The sequence below is a fragment of the Sphingomonas sp. IC-56 genome (assembly GCF_021043375.1).
Taxonomy (GTDB): Bacteria; Pseudomonadota; Alphaproteobacteria; order Sphingomonadales; family Sphingomonadaceae; genus Sphingomonas.
Genome location: NZ_JAJNDV010000005.1, coordinates 189,981 through 208,355 on the forward strand (window position 1 = coordinate 189,981; position 18,375 = coordinate 208,355).

12 protein-coding genes are annotated in these 18,375 nt (G+C 66.6%); 3 read left to right on the forward strand and 9 right to left on the reverse strand.

Features of this window, described 5'->3' with window-relative positions; all coding sequences use genetic code 11:
- Window positions 1-119 precede the first annotated feature (119 nt).
- Genes LQ953_RS09115 through LQ953_RS09125 form a run of 3 tightly spaced genes read left to right on the forward strand, consistent with a single transcriptional unit; the run spans window position 120 to window position 5,930 of the window.
- A complete protein-coding gene (locus LQ953_RS09115; RefSeq protein ID WP_231030414.1) occupies window positions 120-3,236 on the forward strand; it encodes a response regulator in 3,117 nt (1,038 codons plus the stop codon).
- Complete coding sequence (locus tag LQ953_RS09120) at window positions 3,221-4,108, forward strand: CheR family methyltransferase (protein WP_231030415.1); 888 nt, start codon at window positions 3,221-3,223, stop codon at window positions 4,106-4,108. The genes LQ953_RS09115 and LQ953_RS09120 overlap by 16 nt, the downstream gene beginning before the upstream one ends.
- Window positions 4,098-5,930 (forward strand): response regulator, encoded by a 1,833-nt coding sequence (locus LQ953_RS09125; protein WP_231030416.1) that lies wholly within the window; start codon window positions 4,098-4,100, stop codon window positions 5,928-5,930. Before LQ953_RS09120 ends, LQ953_RS09125 begins: the two co-directional genes overlap by 11 nt.
- A 3-nt stretch (window positions 5,931-5,933) precedes the next feature.
- Here the strand turns inward: LQ953_RS09125 and LQ953_RS09130 are convergent, their stop codons facing one another.
- The 9 genes from LQ953_RS09130 to LQ953_RS09170 all read right to left on the reverse strand — a co-directional run bounded on the left by LQ953_RS09130 (window position 5,934) and on the right by LQ953_RS09170 (window position 18,375).
- Window positions 5,934-8,915, reverse strand: coding sequence for a contractile injection system tape measure protein (locus tag LQ953_RS09130; protein ID WP_231030417.1), 2,982 nt, complete (start codon window positions 8,913-8,915; stop codon window positions 5,934-5,936).
- Window positions 8,905-10,224: an ATP-binding protein gene (locus tag LQ953_RS16340; protein WP_231030418.1), complete on the reverse strand. Its 1,320-nt coding sequence runs from the start codon at window positions 10,222-10,224 to the stop codon at window positions 8,905-8,907. The genes LQ953_RS09130 and LQ953_RS16340 overlap by 11 nt, the downstream gene beginning before the upstream one ends.
- A complete protein-coding gene (locus LQ953_RS09140) occupies window positions 10,221-11,978 on the reverse strand; it encodes a hypothetical protein (protein ID WP_231030419.1) in 1,758 nt (585 codons plus the stop codon). Before LQ953_RS09140 ends, LQ953_RS16340 begins: the two co-directional genes overlap by 4 nt.
- 11 nt (window positions 11,979-11,989) lie before the next feature.
- Entirely contained in the window at window positions 11,990-12,919 is a 930-nt protein-coding gene (locus LQ953_RS09145) for a baseplate J/gp47 family protein (protein ID WP_231030420.1), read from the reverse strand.
- 315 nt (window positions 12,920-13,234) lie between these two features.
- Window positions 13,235-15,157, reverse strand: a complete 1,923-nt coding sequence (locus tag LQ953_RS09150; protein WP_231030421.1) for a hypothetical protein — start codon at window positions 15,155-15,157, stop codon at window positions 13,235-13,237.
- On the reverse strand, window positions 15,154-15,576 hold the full coding sequence (locus LQ953_RS09155; RefSeq protein ID WP_231030422.1) for a GPW/gp25 family protein: 423 nt from the start codon (window positions 15,574-15,576) through the stop codon (window positions 15,154-15,156). Before LQ953_RS09155 ends, LQ953_RS09150 begins: the two co-directional genes overlap by 4 nt.
- Window positions 15,573-15,872, reverse strand: coding sequence for a PAAR domain-containing protein (locus LQ953_RS09160; RefSeq protein ID WP_231030423.1), 300 nt, complete (start codon window positions 15,870-15,872; stop codon window positions 15,573-15,575). The genes LQ953_RS09155 and LQ953_RS09160 overlap by 4 nt, the downstream gene beginning before the upstream one ends.
- Window positions 15,872-17,677, reverse strand: coding sequence for a phage baseplate assembly protein V (locus LQ953_RS09165; protein ID WP_231030424.1), 1,806 nt, complete (start codon window positions 17,675-17,677; stop codon window positions 15,872-15,874). The genes LQ953_RS09160 and LQ953_RS09165 overlap by 1 nt, the downstream gene beginning before the upstream one ends.
- Window positions 17,674-18,375, reverse strand: a complete 702-nt coding sequence (locus LQ953_RS09170) for a CIS tube protein (protein ID WP_231030425.1) — start codon at window positions 18,373-18,375, stop codon at window positions 17,674-17,676. Before LQ953_RS09170 ends, LQ953_RS09165 begins: the two co-directional genes overlap by 4 nt.

An 18,375-nucleotide genomic window follows, 5' to 3' on the forward strand; every position in this document is an offset into this window, starting at 1 on the left:
TGGGAAGATGCGGCTATCCGTCGGTGATCCTGCAAAGGATCGGATTTCACATAGGTTGCATGCGCACGCAGCCGCTGGAATAGAACCACCTCCCGTGCCGCTGCCGAGAACCCTGGTTGATGACGTCTTCTGCCCGTAGGAATTACACGCTGCCGCTCTATGCCGCGCTGGCGGTTCTGTCCGTGGCCCCGTTCGCCGCCGACTTCCTGCTGCCGCTCGGCACTGCGGTCTGGGTCCTCTACATCCTGCCGGTGATCCTGGCCTATGCCGCGCCGCGCCGGGAGGCGCCGGTGGTGGTTGCGGTCTGCGTGACGATCCTGCTGATCGTCGGCTTCCACCTGGCGCCGGCGGGCATCGACCCGTTCGTGTCGCGCACCAATCGCACGATCGGGGGCGTGACGATGTGGATCGTCGCGGTGGTCGGCGTCTTCTTTATCCGCAACCGCCAGGCCGTGGAGCGGCAGGAATGGCTGCAGGGCGCGCAACTCGGCCTTGCCAAGGCGCTGGCCGGCGAACAGACGCTGGACCAGCTCGGCACCAACGCGCTGCGCTTCCTGGTCGACTATGCCCAGGCCCAGGCCGGCGCGCTGTTCATCCAGAACGGGCAGGGCTTTGTCCGCCACGCCACCTATGGAGCCCCGGCCGACGCACCGATCCCCGAACGGTTCGACCGGGGCGACGGCCTGCTCGGCCAGGCGGTGGCCGAGGGCCGCAGCATCGCCATCGACGACGTTCCCGAAAACTACCTCTACTTCGGCTCGAGCCTTGGCCGCGCGCGTCCCACGCGCCTGCTGATCACGCCCGCAAAGGCCGACGGCACGGTGATCGCCGTCACCGAACTCGGCTTCAATCGCCACTATTCCCAGGAAGTGCCCGAGCTTCTGGAGTCGGTGTCCGAGATGATCGGCGTCGCCGCCCGCTCGGCCAAGTATCGCGCGCGTCTGCGCGAACTGCTCGAGGAGACCCAGCAACAGGCTGAGGAACTCCAGGCACAAAGCGAGGAACTGCGCTCCTCCAACGAGGAACTGGAGGCGCAGAGCCGCTCGCTCCAGGAGTCGCAGGCCCGCCTCGAAGCGCAACAGACCGAACTCGAAGAAAGCAACGCCCGCCTGGAAGAACTCGCCCACACGCTGGAGGCGCAGCGCGACGACCTCACCCGCGCCGAGACTTCGCTGCGCGGCCAGGCCAGCGACCTCCAGCAGGCCAGCCGCTACAAGTCCGAGTTCCTCGCCAACATGAGCCACGAGCTGCGCACTCCGCTCAACTCGCTGCTCATCATGGCCCGCCTCCTCGCCGATAATCGCGGCGGCACGCTCACGCCCGAACAGGTCAAGTTCGCCGAGACGATCGAAACCTCGGGCAACGACTTGCTCCTGCTGATCAACGACGTGCTCGACATCTCCAAGATTGAGGCCGGCAAGCTCGACATCCAGCCGCGCCGCTTCCGCATCGCGCCGCTGCTTTCCAAGATGAAGGCTGCGTTCGAACCGGCAGCGACGGGCAAGGGCCTCGCCCTTCAGATCGAGCTCAACCCGGCTGCCGGCGAAGAGATCGAAACCGATCCCCAGCGCCTCGAACAGGTGCTCAAGAACTTCCTGTCCAACGCAGTCAAGTTCACCCAGACCGGCAGCGTCACGCTGGCCGTGTCGCGGGTCGGGGATGGCCGGGTCGCCTTCACCGTTCGCGACACCGGCGTCGGCATCCCCCAGGACCAGCAGCAGATCATCTTCGAAGCGTTCCGTCAGGCCGACGGCACGATCAGCCGCAAGTACGGCGGCACGGGCCTCGGCCTCTCGATCTCGCGCGAACTCGCCCGGCTGCTGGGCGGCGAGCTGCGCGTCGAAAGCACGCCGGGAGAGGGGAGCGCCTTCTCGATTCTGCTGCCCGAAAGCTATGATGTCGCGCGCGTCCAGCCCGCGGTTCTTGACGACCGCGCACCGCTTGCCGCCGATGCGCCGGCCGGGCTCCCCACCTCCGCGCCGACGCCGGCGCGCTTCCGTTCGGCGCGCCCTTCGGTCGAGGACGACCGCGAGCGGCTGACCGGCGACAGCCGCGTGATCCTGGTGGTGGAGGACGATCCGGCCTTTGCCCGTATCCTCTACGATCTCGCGCAGGAACTCGGCTTCCAGTGCCTGGTCGCCGGCACTGCCGACGAAGGCGCGCTGATGGCCCGCCAATATCTGCCCCACGCCGTCATCCTCGACATGAACCTGCCTGATCACACCGGTCTGTCGGTGCTCGACCGGATCAAGCGCGATGTGCGCACCCGCCACATCCCGGTCCATGTCGTCTCGGTCGACGACGACACCCAGGCGGCGCTCGCGGGCGGCGCAGTCGGCTATCTGTTCAAGCCGGTGAAGCGCGACCAGCTGGTCGACATGCTCGAAGGGCTGGAGGCCAAGCTGTCGCAGCGCCTGCGCCGCGTGCTGGTGGTCGAGGACGACGCGCAGCAGGCACAAAGCGTCAAGCTGCTGCTCGCCTCTCGCGATGTCGAAACGGTGGAGGCGCACTCCGCCGCCGACTGCCTCGCCAAGCTCGCCGAACAGACCTTTGACTGCATGGTGCTCGACTTGAACCTGCCCGACGCATCGGGCCTCGACCTGCTCGACCGCCTCAGCGCCGATGACAGCTTCGGCTTCCCGCCGGTGATCGTCTATACCGGCCGCGACTTGTCGTCGGACGAGGAATTGCGCCTGCGCAAATATTCCAAGTCGATCATCGTAAAGGGTGCCAAGTCCCCCGAGCGCCTGCTCGACGAGGTTACGCTCTTCCTCCACCAGGTCGTATCCGAACTGCCCGAACCGCAGCAAAAGCTGCTCGCCAAGTCGCTCGGCCGCGACGCCGCGCTGGAGGGCCGCCAGATCCTGGTGGTCGAGGACGACATCCGCAACGTCTATGCGCTCACCAGCATCTTCGAGCCGCATGGCGCCAAGGTCCGCATTGCGCGCAACGGGCTGGAGGGGCTGAAGGCGCTTGCCGATAGCGGGGCAGACGGCGCCGATCCGGTCGATTTGGTCCTGATGGACGTGATGATGCCGGAAATGGACGGCCTCACCGCCACCCGCGAAATCCGCCGCGATCCGCGCTGGAAGAACCTGCCGATCATCGCGCTGACTGCAAAGGCGATGGCACGCGACCAGCAGGACTGTCTCGACGCTGGCGCCAATGATTATCTGTCCAAGCCGCTGGACGTCGACAAGCTCCTGTCGCTCACCCGCGTATGGATGCCGCGATGACCCCCGACCCGCAGCTCAGCCCGGTCGAGAAGATCGAGATCGACTTGCTGCTGGAGGCGATCTGGCGGCGCTACCATTACGACTTTCGCGGCTATGCGCGTGGCTCGGTCGAACGCCGCCTGTGCCGCGCGCGCCAAAGCCTGGGCTGCCAAACCTTTTCGCAGATCCAGGACAGGGTGCTGCACGATCCCGCGATGCTGTCGCAGCTGATGGGCTTTCTCACCATCCAGGTGAGCGAGATGTTCCGCGATCCCGATTACTTCCGCGCGCTGCGTGAGGAAGTGATCCCGCATCTGCGCACCTATCCCTCGCTCAAGGTGTGGATCGCCGGCTGTGCGAACGGCGAGGAGTTCTATTCGCTCGCCATCCTGTTCCGCGAGGAAGGGCTGGAGGATCGCACGATCTTCTATTGCACCGATATCAGCCCCGCCGCGCTCGACCGTGCGAGAGCCGGCATTTACGACCTAGATCGCATCCCGCTGTTCACCGAGAACCACCGCCGCTCGGGCGCGGCCACCCAGCTCTCCGACTATTACACCGCGGCCTATGGCGCCGCCGTGTTCGACAAGAGCCTGCGCGCCCGCGCCGTCTTCGCCGAGCACAATCTCGCCACCGACCAGGTGTTTGCCGAAGCGCATCTCGTCTCCAGCCGCAATGTGCTGATCTATTTCGACCGGGAGCTTCAGGACCGGGCGCTCGGCCTTTTCGGGGATTCGCTGGTCCGCGGCGGCTTCCTCGGCCTTGGCTCAAAGGAGAATCTGCGCTTCTCCACGCAGGCGAACTGCTTTGCGGACTTCAACGAGCGTGAAAAGATCTACCGCCGCAACACCGACGCCCGTACCCCGGTCCGGGAGCTCCAGCATGCCGGCTGACAAGGTGAAGATCCTCGCCGTCGACGACGTGCCGGAGAACCTGACCGCGCTCGAGGCACTGCTGCGCAGCGACGGGCTTGAACTGCTCCAGGCGCGCTCGGGGCCCGAGGCACTTGAGCTGCTGCTGGTCCATGACGTCGCGCTCGCGCTGCTTGACGTCAACATGCCCGGCATGAACGGGTTCGAACTTGCCGAATTCATGCGCGGCACCGAACGCACCCGGCGCGTGCCGATCATCTTCCTCACCGCGGCTGCGGGGGACGAGCGCCGCCGCTTCCGCGGCTATGAAACCGGCGCAGTCGATTACCTCCTCAAGCCGGTCGACACCCAGCTGCTGCGCAACAAGGTCGATATCTTCGTCGAACTCGCCCGCCAGCGTCAGGAGATCGCCGAGCAGCGCGACCAGCTCTCCGCCGCGCTCGGGCGTGTTCAGGCGCATAGCGATAATTCGCCGCTCGCCGTGGTCGAATTCGACGCCGACTTCTGCATCCGCACCTGGTCCAAGGGGGCCGAGCGCCTGTTCGGGTGGACCGCGGCGGAAGTGGAGGGGGTCTGCCTGCCTTCGCTCAAATGGATCAACGAAGAGGATGCCACCGCGCTCTCGGCGTTGCTCGAAGAGTTCGTGTCGGGCGACCGGGCGCGGCACATGCAGGCACAGCGCGTCTTCTGCCAGAATGGCGAGGCACTGCATTCGGAATGGTACTGCTCGGCGCTGCGCGACGCCGCGGGCAAGCTCGTGTCGATCAACGTCCAGATCCTCGATGTGTCGGAGCGCCGCCGTGCCGAAGAGACGCAGAAGCTGCTGATCGGCGAACTCAACCACCGCGTGAAGAACACGCTCGCCTCGGTCCAGGCGATCGCCACGCAGACGCTGCGCCATGCCGCAGAGCCCGCGGCGTTCGCGCCCACCTTTATCGGCCGCATCCACGCGCTCGCCCGTGCACACTCGCTGCTCAGCAGCGCGACGTGGCAAGGGGCAAGCCTGCGCGAGCTCGTGAACGATCAACTCCAACTCGGGACGATCGATGAAAGCCGGCTGACCGTTGAGGGCCCCGACATCGATCTGCCGCCTGAAACTGCGCTGCACCTCGCGCTGGTGATCCACGAGCTCGCCACCAACGCGAACAAGTACGGCGCGCTGTCCACGCCCGAGGGCCGGCTGAGCTTCACCTGGCAGGCCAGCGCCGACGGCTTGGCACTCGTTTGGGCGGAGCAGGGCGGTCCCGCCGTCGAGCCCCCCAGCCGCCGCGGCTTTGGCACCGCTCTGATCCAGCGCAGCATCCAGGCCGAGGGCGGCACGGCCGAGCCCGCCTATCTACCCAACGGCCTTCAATGGCGCTTCACCCTCCCCAATCCCGGTGTGATCCTGCCCCCGGCGGCGCCATCGCCCGCGCCGGCGCCCGCCGCGCCCGCATCCCCGCTTCCCAAGATCGCCGCTTCCGTGGGCGCACTCGCCGGCCGCCGCGTGCTGGTGATCGAGGACGAACCGCTGGTCGCTCTCGAACTGGTCTCGATCCTGGAGGAAGCTGGCGCAGAGATCATCGGTCCCGCCGCCACTGCCGAGGGCGCGATCGAGACGATCCGCGCTACGCGTCCCGACGCCGCGCTGCTCGATGGCAATCTCCAGGGCGCAAGCGTCGAAGCGGTTGCCGAGACGCTGACCAGCCTCGAACTGCCGTTCCTGTTCGTCAGCGGCTATGGCCGCGACCATCTTCCCGACGGCTTCCGTCACATCGCCGTGATCGGCAAGCCTTTCGATGGGAAGCAGCTTGTCGCGCGGGTCGTGGGGATGCTGGAGGCTGCACCCGCGCTGGTCGCCTGACCTTCACCGCCAGCGAACGGTGAGCGGTTCGGGCATCCAGCCATGTGCGATGGTGCTGAACCCCCATGGCAATTGCTCGAGCAGGACGTCGAGCACCTTGGTCTCCACGTCCAGCGCCCAGCCTTCCGGCTTCTTCGTCAGCCGCCCGCCGCGCTGCAGAAAGGTTTCGCGAAGCGCCTGCACCGAGCTGTCGGCCAGCGGCGACCAATTGGCGCGCATGGTGGCGAGCAGCATCTTGGCCAATCTAAGCTCTTCGGCTTCCAGCTGAATCGCCGGAGGGATAACGTCGGCGGGGGCGAGGCCGCAAAGCAGCTTGGGCAACACCAGTTCCGGTTCCGCCGCGTCGCTGCGCTCGTCCGCCAGCCATTGCAGCAGGTGCGGCGCACGATCCTGTACCTCCCGCGACATCCAGCGCCAGCCCCCGACTTCATCCGCCTCGATCCACTCCAGCGCCTCGAACAGCCTGGGCAGATAGGCGGAGAGCAGGACCAGGCCCGCATTACCGACCCAGATCGTCGCTTCAGCCGTGCCCTTGACCGGCTCACTCTGCTTCGCGCGCGCTTGCTTGCGCAGATCCAGCGCAATGCGGAGCGGCGCATCGCGCATTCCCTCCAGCGAGCGCGCCAGCCCGGCCTCCACTTTGTGGCGGACGAGAGGGGACGGGGCAGGGCAGCCTGCACCACCATCCAGCATCATCGACGTCAGCCGCATCACGGCATGTCCGTCAGACGTGGCGGCGGCCAGAACCGCCAGCCACTGCTCGGTCCGCGCAACCGGCGCCCCGGCCGATCGCCGTACCGATCCGATCCGCTCGGCTACGTGCAGCAGACCGGACGCCAGCCCCGGGCACACCCACGCCAGCAATGCCGCCAGTTCGCCTTCGGTGAGCGCCTTGACCAGCAGCATGCGCTGCCGCGAATTGCCAAACGCGCGCCGAACCGCAGATCGTTGCGGAAGTCCAACAATTCCGAGCAACCCGCCGGCCCGGGTCCGCACCGCCGCCGCCGGCAGCTTCTGCGCCTTGGCCTGCGGCACATCGACGGCCTCTATCGCACCCTCGACCAAGCGCTTCACAGCCACCTGCTCAGAAAGGCTCGCCAGCTTCGCCAACTGCCGCAGCCATTCGCCGACGAAATCCCCATTGCCCGCCCGCCAGTCCGCCGCTGCAATCGTCCGCTCCAGCGCCAGCGCAACCTTGTGTGAGTCGATCGCGTGCCGCCCTGCGCGCCCCGTAAGCCGCTTCCCCAGCGCCAACACCCGCTCGCGGGCATTCACCGACAGCCCGGCAAACCCTATTGCAGCTCCCACCATCATCGCGGGAGACCTGCCAAGTTGCTCCAGCACCGCAAAAGGCCTGACCCGCAGCCCCGCCGCCACGCGGTAGCGCCGCGCACCTGCCTCGAACCGTGTAACTGAGCCCCCGCCAGGAGTGGCCGGGGATTCGCCCCCGAGGGAGGCCAGCGCCAAAGACCGGCTCGGCTCGCTCAACCCCAACCGCATCTCACCCAGCGTCGCAGTCTGGCCAATCACCTGCTGCCGTTCGGCCAACCGCCTCACTACCTGCCGGGACGACAAGTTCAGCTGAATGACCTCGTCTACCATATCTGGTGACCGCCGCAGCGAGCGACGCAACGCCGTCCGCGAAATGCCACGACGTGCCGCGAGGGTATTGAGAGCGGTTCGCAACGCCGTCCCGATCGGCTGCGCTTCATCCATGAAGGTCAAAGCTGCCAGGACCGCATCCCGCTCCTCCGCGCTGCACTTCGCCGCCTGCAAGAACGCGGCAAGGATGCGGCTCCATTCCGCCGAAGGAAGCTTGGCTGCGTCGGAAAAGCCTAGCCAAGCTCCACTTGAAGGGGGCTGATAATGATTAGCAGCAGCGACTGGTTGCGATGGCATCAGCGCTTCCAGCCGCATGAACGCCGACGCCGATCCGGTAAGAACCGATCGCCGGACCAGCGATGCGAAGGCCATTGGCCGAACTTTCCGCGCTGCACGCGCGACGCGCCTCAGCTCCGCTATTTCGCCAGCGGACCAGCGCCCATGGTCTTTGAACAGATATTCAGACAGCCGGTTCCACGCGGCGGCATCCACCAACATCGCGGGCTCCTCAGCCATCAACTGGCCCAATATCTCCACTAGCGATCCCGGAGCCCGGCGCTGCTTCCCCAGGGCGAGGAGGCCCCGCCGCAACTGCCGCAGCAGGGCGGGAAGCGGCGTCCCGCTGGCCTCCGCCAACCCGCGAAGCAGGCGGCGCAAAAAGGCCTTCCGATTCGCCTGCAACCCCGACTGGCCGAGCGCATCGCGCAGCACGATGGTCCACAGCATCTCGGTAAGCTGGTCGGCGCCCGCCGGTACCACCGGTTCCTCCGCGTGACTGGCGCGTACTTCCTCCACATAGGCGAGCACATAGGCGGCATGCACAGGCTCGAGCCGGTGCAGCAGCGCACCCAACAACGGCTCGGGAATCTGCAGCACCAAACGGCGCAGCAACGGCTCACTCCCGCCACGCGCCCGCAGCATGGCGACAAGCGCCTGCGGCTCAGCCTCGACCAGCACGCGCAGCATCGCGCCGGGCGTGGTCCGAACATCGATCCCGCTGCCATAGGGCCAGGCGCCATGCACCAGATAATGCTCGAACATCGTGAGCATCGCGGCACCGGCGGGTCGCCGCACCACGCCCCGCGGCTGGGCCAGCCGCGCCGCCAGGGCATCTCGCAAACCTGCCGCCAGCCTCTGAGGCACATCGTTCAGTTCCCCAGGCCGAAGGCGCCCCAGCTTTATCACCAGGCGCTCCAGCCGAACGGCATCGGGCCCCCCGAACGCGTCGAGCGCGCGCCCAATCACCGGCACCCATTCACGCCGGTTGAGCTCGGCAATCCGGTCCCCAAGCCCTGCTTCGATCAAAGCGCGGGAAGTCCGCACCTGCAAGGTGAGCTTCTCCGCAAGCTGCGCCACCGCGGGAAGGTCTGTCTCAGCCAGCAAGCACCCCTGCCTTCACCGCTTCGCGCTCCGCTTCGGCGCGAACAGCCTCCAGCCCCACCGGCTCACCCTCGGCCAGCCTGAGCGCCACCCCCCGCAGCACGTTGATCAGCGATCCCCCGCTCAGCGGATAATCGCGCGCAAGCGCCCGCATCGCGTCCGCCCCCAACGTCAGGCCAGGCAAAGCGCCAAACAACTTGCGCCAAAGGATCAACCGTTCCGCCGCTTCCGGCACGGCGAAATACACGCTCGCCTGAAACCGCCGCGCGAACGCCGCGTCGATATTCCCCTTCAGATTGCTCGCCAGGATGACCAAGCCCGGACAGTCTTCGATCCGCTGGAGCAGATACGCGATCTGCTGATTGGCGTGCCGGTCATTGGCACTCTGTGTGTCGCCCCGCTTACCGAACAGCGCATCGGCCTCGTCGAAGAACAACAGCATCCTGCGCTCGGCGGCCTTGTCGAACAGGGCGCCGAGATTCTTCTCGGTTTCGCCGATCCATTTGCTCACCACGCGGGACAGGTCGACGCGGTAGACCGGCAGGTCCAGCATCTTGCCCAGAACCGCCGCCGTCATTGTCTTGCCCGTGCCCGGCGGCCCATGAAACAGCGCGCGATATCCCGGCTTCAGGTGCCGCTTCAGCCCCCAATCCTCCATCACCAGCGGCTCGTGCCGCGCCCAGGCGAGCAGTCCATCCACCTCCTCGCGGGCGGTCCCGGTCAGCACCAGATCGGCTTCGCCATAGGGTGTCTCGATCAACTGAGCGGGAAAGCCGGGTGGGAAATGCAGCTCGGCGCCCGCACCGGTCAGGCGGTCCAGCCATTTCCGACCGATGGTCAACGCCGTCGATAGGCCCACCTCGCCATCCTCCTCCGGCACCGCCAACATCCGCGCCGCCTGCAACCGTGCCTTGGGTGCGAACAGGCGCAGCGCTTCCAGCCTCTGGTTCATGTCCTCGCCGGCAAGCAGGAACAGCGCCGTCTCGCGCGTCGGGCGGAAGCCGTGATCATTCGCTGGCGTCCCGCCAAACTCGGTGAACCGCCTCCCTGTCGCCTCGTTCTGGCTCAGCAGCATATCGAGCATCTGCGGCCGCAGCTGCGGCGCCAATGCCAGCATCAGCACCAGCCGTTCGTCGGGCGACAGACCCGCTGCCCGGACGCCATCGGCATAGGGCAGGGACGGAGGTAGGTCGGGTGGCGGAAGCCCGTCCAGAACGCTGCCTGAAACTTCCCGCGCATGCAGAACCAGCCGCCGCTGGAGTACACGGCCAAACCAGGCGATCTCCGCTTCGATGAACGCGCCGTTGTTCACGCGTCCATCTTTTCCAGCATGTCCCGCAATTGCGCTGCCAGCGCATCGGTCGCCCGCAATTCGTCGAGCCGCAGCGCGGTGCGCCACAAGCGGTGGACGTGATGGAAGTGCCGCCAGCGCGCCCCATCCAGAAAATGAACGCGGAGCCTAAGGTGCGCAGGTACTTCATCACGCAGCATGGCGGTGATCTGCGCCCGATCCGCTTCGCCGCCCGAAACGACTGCGCTCACCGTCATGCCATGGCGCTGCCCAGTGCTCGCGTGCGTGCCATGTTCCTCCCGGCGCGGGCGCAGCATATTGTGCTCGACAAGTGTTATCCGCACGCCGGTTCCGAGCATGAGCCGCATCCGCAGCTCGGGCCCCGCAAATCGCCGCGAACCGGCTCGCGCCTCCGGATCGAACCCGCGCCCGCGGCGCTGGCCCATGGCGTCGCTCGCTGCCAGCAGCGCGCGCTTCGCAGCAGTCCGGCGGGAAGCGGGCAACGCGGCGGGCGGCGGCGCAATGCCATGTATGGAAAGCAGCATGTCGAGCCAGCGCGGGGCAATCTGTTCCCCCGAACCCGTGCCAACCCCCTGGACCTGGCCAAGCTCCTCGCAGAATAACAGCATCGCATCTTCAAAGAGCTTCAGCAGCCCGTGCAATTGTCGGGCTGCCGCAGTTTCGGGCTTACCGCTCGCCAGACCATAGACACGTGGCAATTGCGGCCCGAGCGGGGCAAAGGCGCGCAGATTGCGAGAACCCGGCTTCGGCTTGCCGAATGGCTGTTGATGCGCGCTTTTCAGCGGACCACGGTTTCGATGCGCTGCCCAGAGCCGCATCAACTGCCGAAGCACTTCGCCACGGTCCACGGTGCACCGCTGGCCACCCCGCTCCACCACGATAGGCAGTGCGGTCGCTTCGAACGCGCCGTCCAGGCTGCAATAATCATCCGGTCCGATCGCATAGCGGGTGCAATGGCCGGCACCCTCCACCCAGAGCCGCAGATCGTCGATACCCAGCACCCCCGGCACGTCCGCGATCCGCTCCCACAGCGCGGCAGTATCGATTTCCGCCGGCTTCTCGCCCAACTGACCGGTCGCGATCATGCCGTTTAGCATCAGCGGTCCTTCAATCCCCGATGCTGGGGCCACGCCTTCCAGGGCGCTCCGCCTGGGTTCGGGTGCAAGCGTCAGGGCGATCCTGAACAGCGCCTGCGCCAGCACGGCTTCGGGATGTGCGCCACGCTCCATCCGCACGCACGCCTGGATCACCGTGCGTTTGGGTTCGAGTAACCGGATCGAGCCGATGTCCTCGCACAGCGGACGGTGCCGCTCCCATGCGCGCCGCGTGCGCTCGATCAACTGCTTATAAGAAGGCCGGGTTTCCGGATGCACGCCGGGCAGTGGCAGCTCTGGTTGCAATCGGATGTCGTGCAGTCCGGTCGTGCCGCGTGGACGCAGCCAGACATTGCCGAGGCCTTCCACGCGATCGAGCAGCAAGCGGCGGAAATCCGCGACCGTCACGGGCGGCGCCGAGAAAAGAGCAGGGCGTGCGAGTTCCTCCATGCTGGAGCCCAGCAGCGCCTCAATCGGGAGGCCCACCCGATATCCCAGATCGGTCAGCGCGAAGCACAGCAATTCGATCAATGTGACGCCGGGATCATGGGCGTTGAAGTCGGTCCATTCGGGGCACAGCCGTTGCACCGCCGCGATCATCTCGGCCTTCAGTGCGTCGTAATCCTGGGCCGGGGGCAGGACCGGATTGCGAGGAAGCACGGCACTTCCCGCTACCACCGCGTTGCGCCTTGGATCGCTGCGATGTGGATCGTGCCCGCCACCGGCACGCGCCATGCCGCCGTGCCTTCGCTGATCGAGACCCGCAGCCGCTCGACCGAAGCCACCTCGGGCCGCTCCATCAGCACCCGCAAAACCTGGGCTCGAATAGCTTCTGCGCCGGCCGCGTCCTCAAGCGCGAGTCCGTCGTTCAGGAGGCACTGCACTGCAGCCTCGATTGCGGCCATGTCGCTATCGCTTATCAGCTCGGCAGAAACGTCGACCGTCACCGGCTCCGGCGCAACAACTGCAATCCGAGCGAAAGGACTAGCGCGCGCCTCAAGCCACGCCGCCACAGCCCCTCGAAGCGGTGCCGGACCTTCAACCAGCACCGTCAATCCGTCGCCCACTGCGATCGCGCGAACCCGCTCCACTTGCGGGAAGTTGCCCAGCACCAGCCGCTCATAATCCCACAGGGTGTGGACCCGGCCGCCATGCCGAACCCGCTCGATCGTGCGCGCACGGACGCGTTCAGGCGTCTCCCGTGCCGTTCCGCCCGTGCTGCGCAGCGGCTGCTTCACTGCCGCGACGCCGGTAAGCCCGGCAAGCTTGGCGATCGTGCCTGGCGCTATCGGCTCGAAAGTGTCGCGCTCGACCCGCCGGGTCGCTGAAAAGGCGTGGGGCAGTATCGCCGCGACCTTGGGCATCGCACCCGTGAACCGCGCCTGCATCCGGAACTGGCCTTTCGCCCGGTCCACGGGCACCAACACGCGCAGGATGCCGGATGCGCTCAGACCTGCGGTCCCGTCCTCAAGCACCGGCAGCCGTGCCCATCCTTCGGTGCTGCGATACCACCAGTCCGGCGCCGCGCCGCTGGATTCCAGCTGCCACAAGAGAGTCAGCGTCGATCCAGCGTCGGCATTATCAAGCGCCAGCTCGATCACAGGGCCTGCCGACGGTGCCGGGAACAAAGGTCCTACCGCAACCCGCTCTGCGTGTTCGAAAGGGGGAAGCCGGAACGCGAACACAGGCAGGGGGGCCACCGAATAATCCAGCGCGATGTTGGAGAGCATCGGTTGAAAGGGAGGGTTCGGCATTACGACGACAGGTGCCATGTCCACGGGGTCGGGCCTGACGGATTGCCGCCCGCTCAGCGTCGCCCCAATCTTCGCGGGTAGCCGGAGCAATGCGTTGAGCACCCGCCGGATCAGCCCGGGACGGCGTGCCGGCAGCTCCGCGCGGGCTATGGCCTCTGTCGCCTACTGGACATTGGCCGGGTACAGAGCGTGACCGAACGCCTGCGGCGGTGAAGCAAGGGTGACAAGGATATGGTCGGTGTCTACCGCACCTTCCGAAGCGGCCCCGGCGGCAAGCCAGCTGCTCGGCGCCAAAGGCACGTCGTCAGGCATAGGCGGAGGCGCTGCTTCGAAACGGTCACTGAGCACGTCCGGGGAAGGCGCGAGTGCCGCAAACAGTGGCACTTCTTGCCTAGCGTCTCCGCCTCGCACCGGCGCTTTCAGCGTGACGGTGAACGCCCCATTGTGGAACGGGCTATGGTCGAGAAGGGCTCCCTGTTCGTCGACAACATAGCCGCGATACTGTCCTGCAAAGCCTGCATCTCCTGCCGGAACGCCTGCCCAGTCGAAGCGCAGGACCATTCGGTCCAGTGGCGGTCCGGCCAGTGCCGGATGATCGATGCGCAACCACCCACCGACGAAAGGCGGCGTTCCAAACGGCGCCGCCGCGGTTGCGCTTGCCTGTCCGCCGGGTGTGCTGACTGTCAGCCCGGGCGCGCCGCGAACCGCGACTTCTATAGTCCCCGCTTCCTTCAGCTGGAGGTTTATGGGCGCCAGTGCGGTGAGCCGCAGGGCGGGTTCGTCTAACCCAGGGCAGGGGACGAGCGCGGGAAAACTGTCCGGCAGCAGCAGCGACAGCAGGAGTGCGTCCCCCTCGACCGCCCAGTGCGCCTCTACCTCTGCCCAATCCGGCGAGGTCGAGACTTCCACCATCACCTGGCTCGGCACCTCTGGCGGCGTTTCGCAGACCAGCCGCACCCGCACGCGCCGTGTACCGCCAGGCAGCGCGAGTAAGGGTGAGGTCAGCAGCGCCGTCGGCAATGCGGCCTCGGCCACCGCCTCACCGATCACACCATCTGTATCAGGCACCGCTCGACACACCGCCAGACCATCCGGTGCCCACATACGAACTTCCGCCAATGTGGCGGCGGTAACGCTCAGCCCGGTATCGGCTACGAACGTCGCTTCCTTGCCTGCAGGGACCAGCAGCCCCTTCGGCACTTCTGGCCTGGCACCCGCGCGCGGCAGGACGGCGAGCAGCACTCGGTCGCCTCGGGCGGGGGCCGGTTCCGCACCTAACTTGGTAAGCCAATAATCCAGCACCCGTTGCGGCAGCGCGTCCAACTCGACGCGTGCGTGGCGGAACACCTGTGCGAACGCGATGATGAGTGCGGCATGCCCTTCATGCGCGCCAGTCTGCAGCCGCTCCTCCAGCGCCTCTGCCGCGTGCTCGCTGGCCTCTATTACACACTCAAAGAACTGCTGTGCCGCGTCGCAGAGTTGCCGGATCAGCCGTTGGGCCCAGGCCCGTTCCACGGCGCGGGCGGTGCCGTGCATTTCGCCTTCACGCACGGTGTTCTGCCACGGCTGCGCGTCGGGCTTCCTCCAGCCGTGTCTTTCCCATTGGGCGGTGAGACGGCTTTCCTCGGCTTCGGCGACCTGGTCGAACAGGCGCTGGAGTTGCGGGGCGAGCACTTGGTCGAGTGCTGCTTCGGCGAGACCGTGGGCCCAGCGGTGTTCCATCGCGCCACCGATCTGCGCGGGGGTGAGCCATTCGTCGAGATCGCGGGCTAGGTGGAGCATTGCTTCCACCAGTGCAGTGATGCGCGCGCCGGCTTGGGCAGGCTCGGCCTCTCGAGCTTGCGCAATGGCTTTTTGGAGGGGGATGGCGCGGTTTTCGGCTTCGGCAGTTGCCAGGATCGCTAGGGCGAAGGTTTTTTCTGCGCCGAGAATTTGACCCCAATTCGCGCTCTCATCGAAGGAGAGGGTGGCGGCGTGGTGGGCGAGGTTGGCCAGCATCTTGTCGACGCGGAAAACGTCGGTTTGCAGGTGGACATCCCGGTCGCTCTGGCGGGTCCAGCGGGTGATGAGGCCGCCCTGGGTCATGGCTGGTGCACCAGCGTGCCTTCGTTGCGGTAGAAGGGAAAGACCAGATTATTCCGTGTGTTAGCAGTCCGCACCCGGTATTCGATGCCGATACGGACCAGCGCTGAATCGAGCAGGTCGGGCGTGGCCGACACGTCGAGCAAGTCGATACGGGGTTCCCAGCGCAATATGGCTACGCGCACCGCCTCACAGAGCTCCGTCAGGAGGGTGCGGGTGAGATCGGCGAGCACGAAACGCTGCAAATCGCAGCCATAACCAGGCACCATTACGCGCTCTCCAGGCCAGGTTGAGAGCAGAATGAACAAACTCTGCTCGATATCGGCATGGCCCTCGACCATCTCCGTGCGGGCACCGAGAGGTGTCACGCGCGGCGGAAAGCTCCAGCCGCGACCGAGAAACGGAGCGCCGCCGGTCTTCATCCGCCGATCATCACGGTGGGCAGGCCGAACACGATGCTGCCGCCATGCGCGCAGGTGTCGCCGAGCCGGGCCGCCGGAAGCCCGGCGATCAGCACCGTTGCCGAGCCCATCGCGATGCTGTCGGGCGGGCCGACGCACACGGCCAGATCGGTTGCACGGGCCGCGGGCAATCCGCCGATCAGCACTGTCGGCGCGCCGGGGCCGCTGATCGGCCCGCCGACATGCGGGATCGGCGGCAGGCCCGGGGTCTGCATCGGGCAGGCGTGCATGTCGGTGAGGCGGGCGGCGGGGGGCATCAGTTGATCTTCACCAGTGCGCCGTTCACTTCGAGCACGGCAGCGGCCTTGAGCGACGCCAGGCCGTTGCTGGCCAATGCGAGTTGGGCCGAGGCGGTGGCGTTCAGCTGCACCGCCTCCATGTCGCACGTGGCCGCGGCCTTGATCGCCAGGTTCGCGCCGCAGTCGAGAGTCATGTTGGCTCCCGACTTGATCGTCAGATTGGCCGCGCTGAGGAGGTCGACCGTGTCGCTCTTCATCACCAGCTTGTTGTCGTTGGGATCGGCGATGATCAGGGTGCCGGTCTTGTCGTCCAGCTCGACGAACCGGCCGCCCGGCGTGCTGATCTTGAGCACCACGTCCTTGTCGTTGAAGTTCACTTCCATCTTCGAGCGCGTGACCAGCGCCTTTACGTCGTTGGGGTTCTCGGGGGCGTGGGTCGGCGCCCGTCCGCCCGAATACAGGCTGCCCAGGATCACGGCCGAAGCCGGATCCTCGTTCAGGAAGGCGAGCACGACTTCATCATCGGCCTCGGGCAGGAAGGACCAGCCGAACCCCTGCGATGCATAAGGTTGCCCGAGCCGTGCCCAGACCTGGTTCAGCGCGTCGGTGAGCGGCAGCGTGACCTGCACCCGGAAATCGCCGGTCGGGTCCTCGGCCACCTGGACGACCTTGCCGATGTGCAGCCCCTTGAGCGGTGGTGCCAGACCGGCCGCACCGCGCGTTCCCGCCGCATCGTCGCCCCGGCGCGAGAAGCGATCGGGGGTCATGCCGAGATCGGCGATGCTGTGCCAGTCGCCGCCGCGGATCACATGCCGCACGCCGGTGACATAGGCGTCGCCGCTCATCCGCTCGCCCAGCCCGTCGAGCGTGACCACGCTGCCCGGCTTCACCTTGGCCGATCCCTGGAACTTCACCGTGCCGGTAAAGTGCGCCAGCCGCGCCCGCATCATCGCCGCCGACGACCAGGCGGCCAATGCGTCCCGTGCGCGCAGCGCCGCCGTCTGCTGCGCGTAAGCGGGCACGTCCATCACCGCGGCCAATTCCGCCGCGTCAAGATTACCGGGCACCGGCAGGCTCGCGGCCTGCGCACTGCCTTCGCTCACCGCCTGATCGGCGTAACTCCAGGCGCGGCTGGTTACGACCGACTGGCCAAGCTGGGCTTCCGCGTCGATCCGTCCGTCGAAGCTGATGATGTCGTTGCCAGCGCCATAGGCCAGGGCGAGAACCGGCGCGCTGGCCTGGTTGGGCGAGAGGATGTCGACGCTGCCATTGTCGAGCACCACAATGCATCCACTCGCCTCCGCGCGCATCAGCATCAGATCCCAGTCCGAGGCATAGGCCTGGACCATCGCCTCGCTTTCGAGCGTGCCCGCCGCGTTCTTGCCGATGGTGCCGCCATTGGCCGTGACCAGCGCCTCGATCACGGCCTTATCGGTGGCCTGCTCGGTGACCGCGCTATGGCGCGCCAGCGTCATCTTGAGCAGCGGATCGACGGTTTCCACCACCAGCTGTGCAGAGGCGTGCGGCTGAATGCGCAGGCCCTGGCGCACCACCACGCCCTGATGGATAATCTCGGCCTCCTCGCCATAGCCGGCGGAGACGGTGAGCTTTGCCCCCGGAACGAAGCTGTCGCCTTCGCTGAAGGGGAATTTGAGGCTGTCGGGCGCACCGTCGTACAGGACGATGCGCGCGCGCGGAATGCGGTTCGCCTCGCACCAGGTTTCCACCGAGGCGATGTGATCGGTATGGATCACCTTGCCGTTCGCGCTCAATTCCAGCTTGAGCTGCAACCCGGTCTTCAGCGCGGGCGAGAGGGCGCTCATGACTTTGCCGATACCGGCGCGAGCGGCGGGAAGAGCAGCGTCAGCGGCGGGGTAAGGGCGCGGAAGTCGTCCAGGCCGTTATGCCGGGCGACCGCGAGATAGTATTTCTCGTCACCATACACCTGCTTGCAAAGGTTGGGCAGGGAGTCGCCGGCCTCGACTTCCACGATCTGGCTCAGTTCGGCGGATTCCCCGTGCTGCCCTTTTCGGGCGTCGGAATTCTCATGATAGCCAAGGAACGCGGCCTTCACCTTGGCACGGAGCGGCGTGCCGTCCGCGTCGAACAGCGTGTATTCGATGCCGAGCGTCTTGAGCCGTCCCTTGAACAGCAGGGTGCCCCAGCTGAGCTGGACGAAATTGGGTGAGCGGATGTCCCAGTTCACGTCGTAGATCAGGCGTTTGAGGTCGGCGAGCTGATCGGGCACGCTCTTGGTCGGCGCGTCGGGCACCGTGCCGGTGCCGTCGAACACGAGGGTGAGGTCGAGTGCCTCGCCCTGATCGCGGTTGAAGGCGATGGTCTTGCCGGTGCCGCCTGCGCCCTGCTGCTGGGTGTAGTTGATCCCCATCGCCTGCGAATATTGGCTGGGGTTGATCATCACCTTGAGCGGATTGGGCGTCGTATCGGCGCGTTTGCCGTAGCCGGGATCGGCAAACGCCGTGATCGTCAGCTTTTCAAGGCCACCCCTGGTGTCCCCCAT

Coding starts and splice junctions, on each gene's coding strand:
- LQ953_RS09115 (WP_231030414.1), top strand. CDS start 120: ATGACGTCTTCTGCCCGTAGGAATTACACGCTGCCGCTCTATGCCGCG.
- LQ953_RS09120 (WP_231030415.1), top strand. CDS start 3,221: ATGGATGCCGCGATGACCCCCGACCCGCAGCTCAGCCCGGTCGAGAAG.
- LQ953_RS09125 (WP_231030416.1), top strand. CDS start 4,098: ATGCCGGCTGACAAGGTGAAGATCCTCGCCGTCGACGACGTGCCGGAG.
- LQ953_RS09150 (WP_231030421.1), bottom strand. CDS start 15,157: ATGACCCAGGGCGGCCTCATCACCCGCTGGACCCGCCAGAGCGACCGG.
- LQ953_RS09155 (WP_231030422.1), bottom strand. CDS start 15,576: ATGAAGACCGGCGGCGCTCCGTTTCTCGGTCGCGGCTGGAGCTTTCCG.
- LQ953_RS09160 (WP_231030423.1), bottom strand. CDS start 15,872: ATGCCCCCCGCCGCCCGCCTCACCGACATGCACGCCTGCCCGATGCAG.
- LQ953_RS09165 (WP_231030424.1), bottom strand. CDS start 17,677: ATGAGCGCCCTCTCGCCCGCGCTGAAGACCGGGTTGCAGCTCAAGCTG.
- LQ953_RS09170 (WP_231030425.1), bottom strand. CDS start 18,375: ATGGGGGACACCAGGGGTGGCCTTGAAAAGCTGACGATCACGGCGTTT.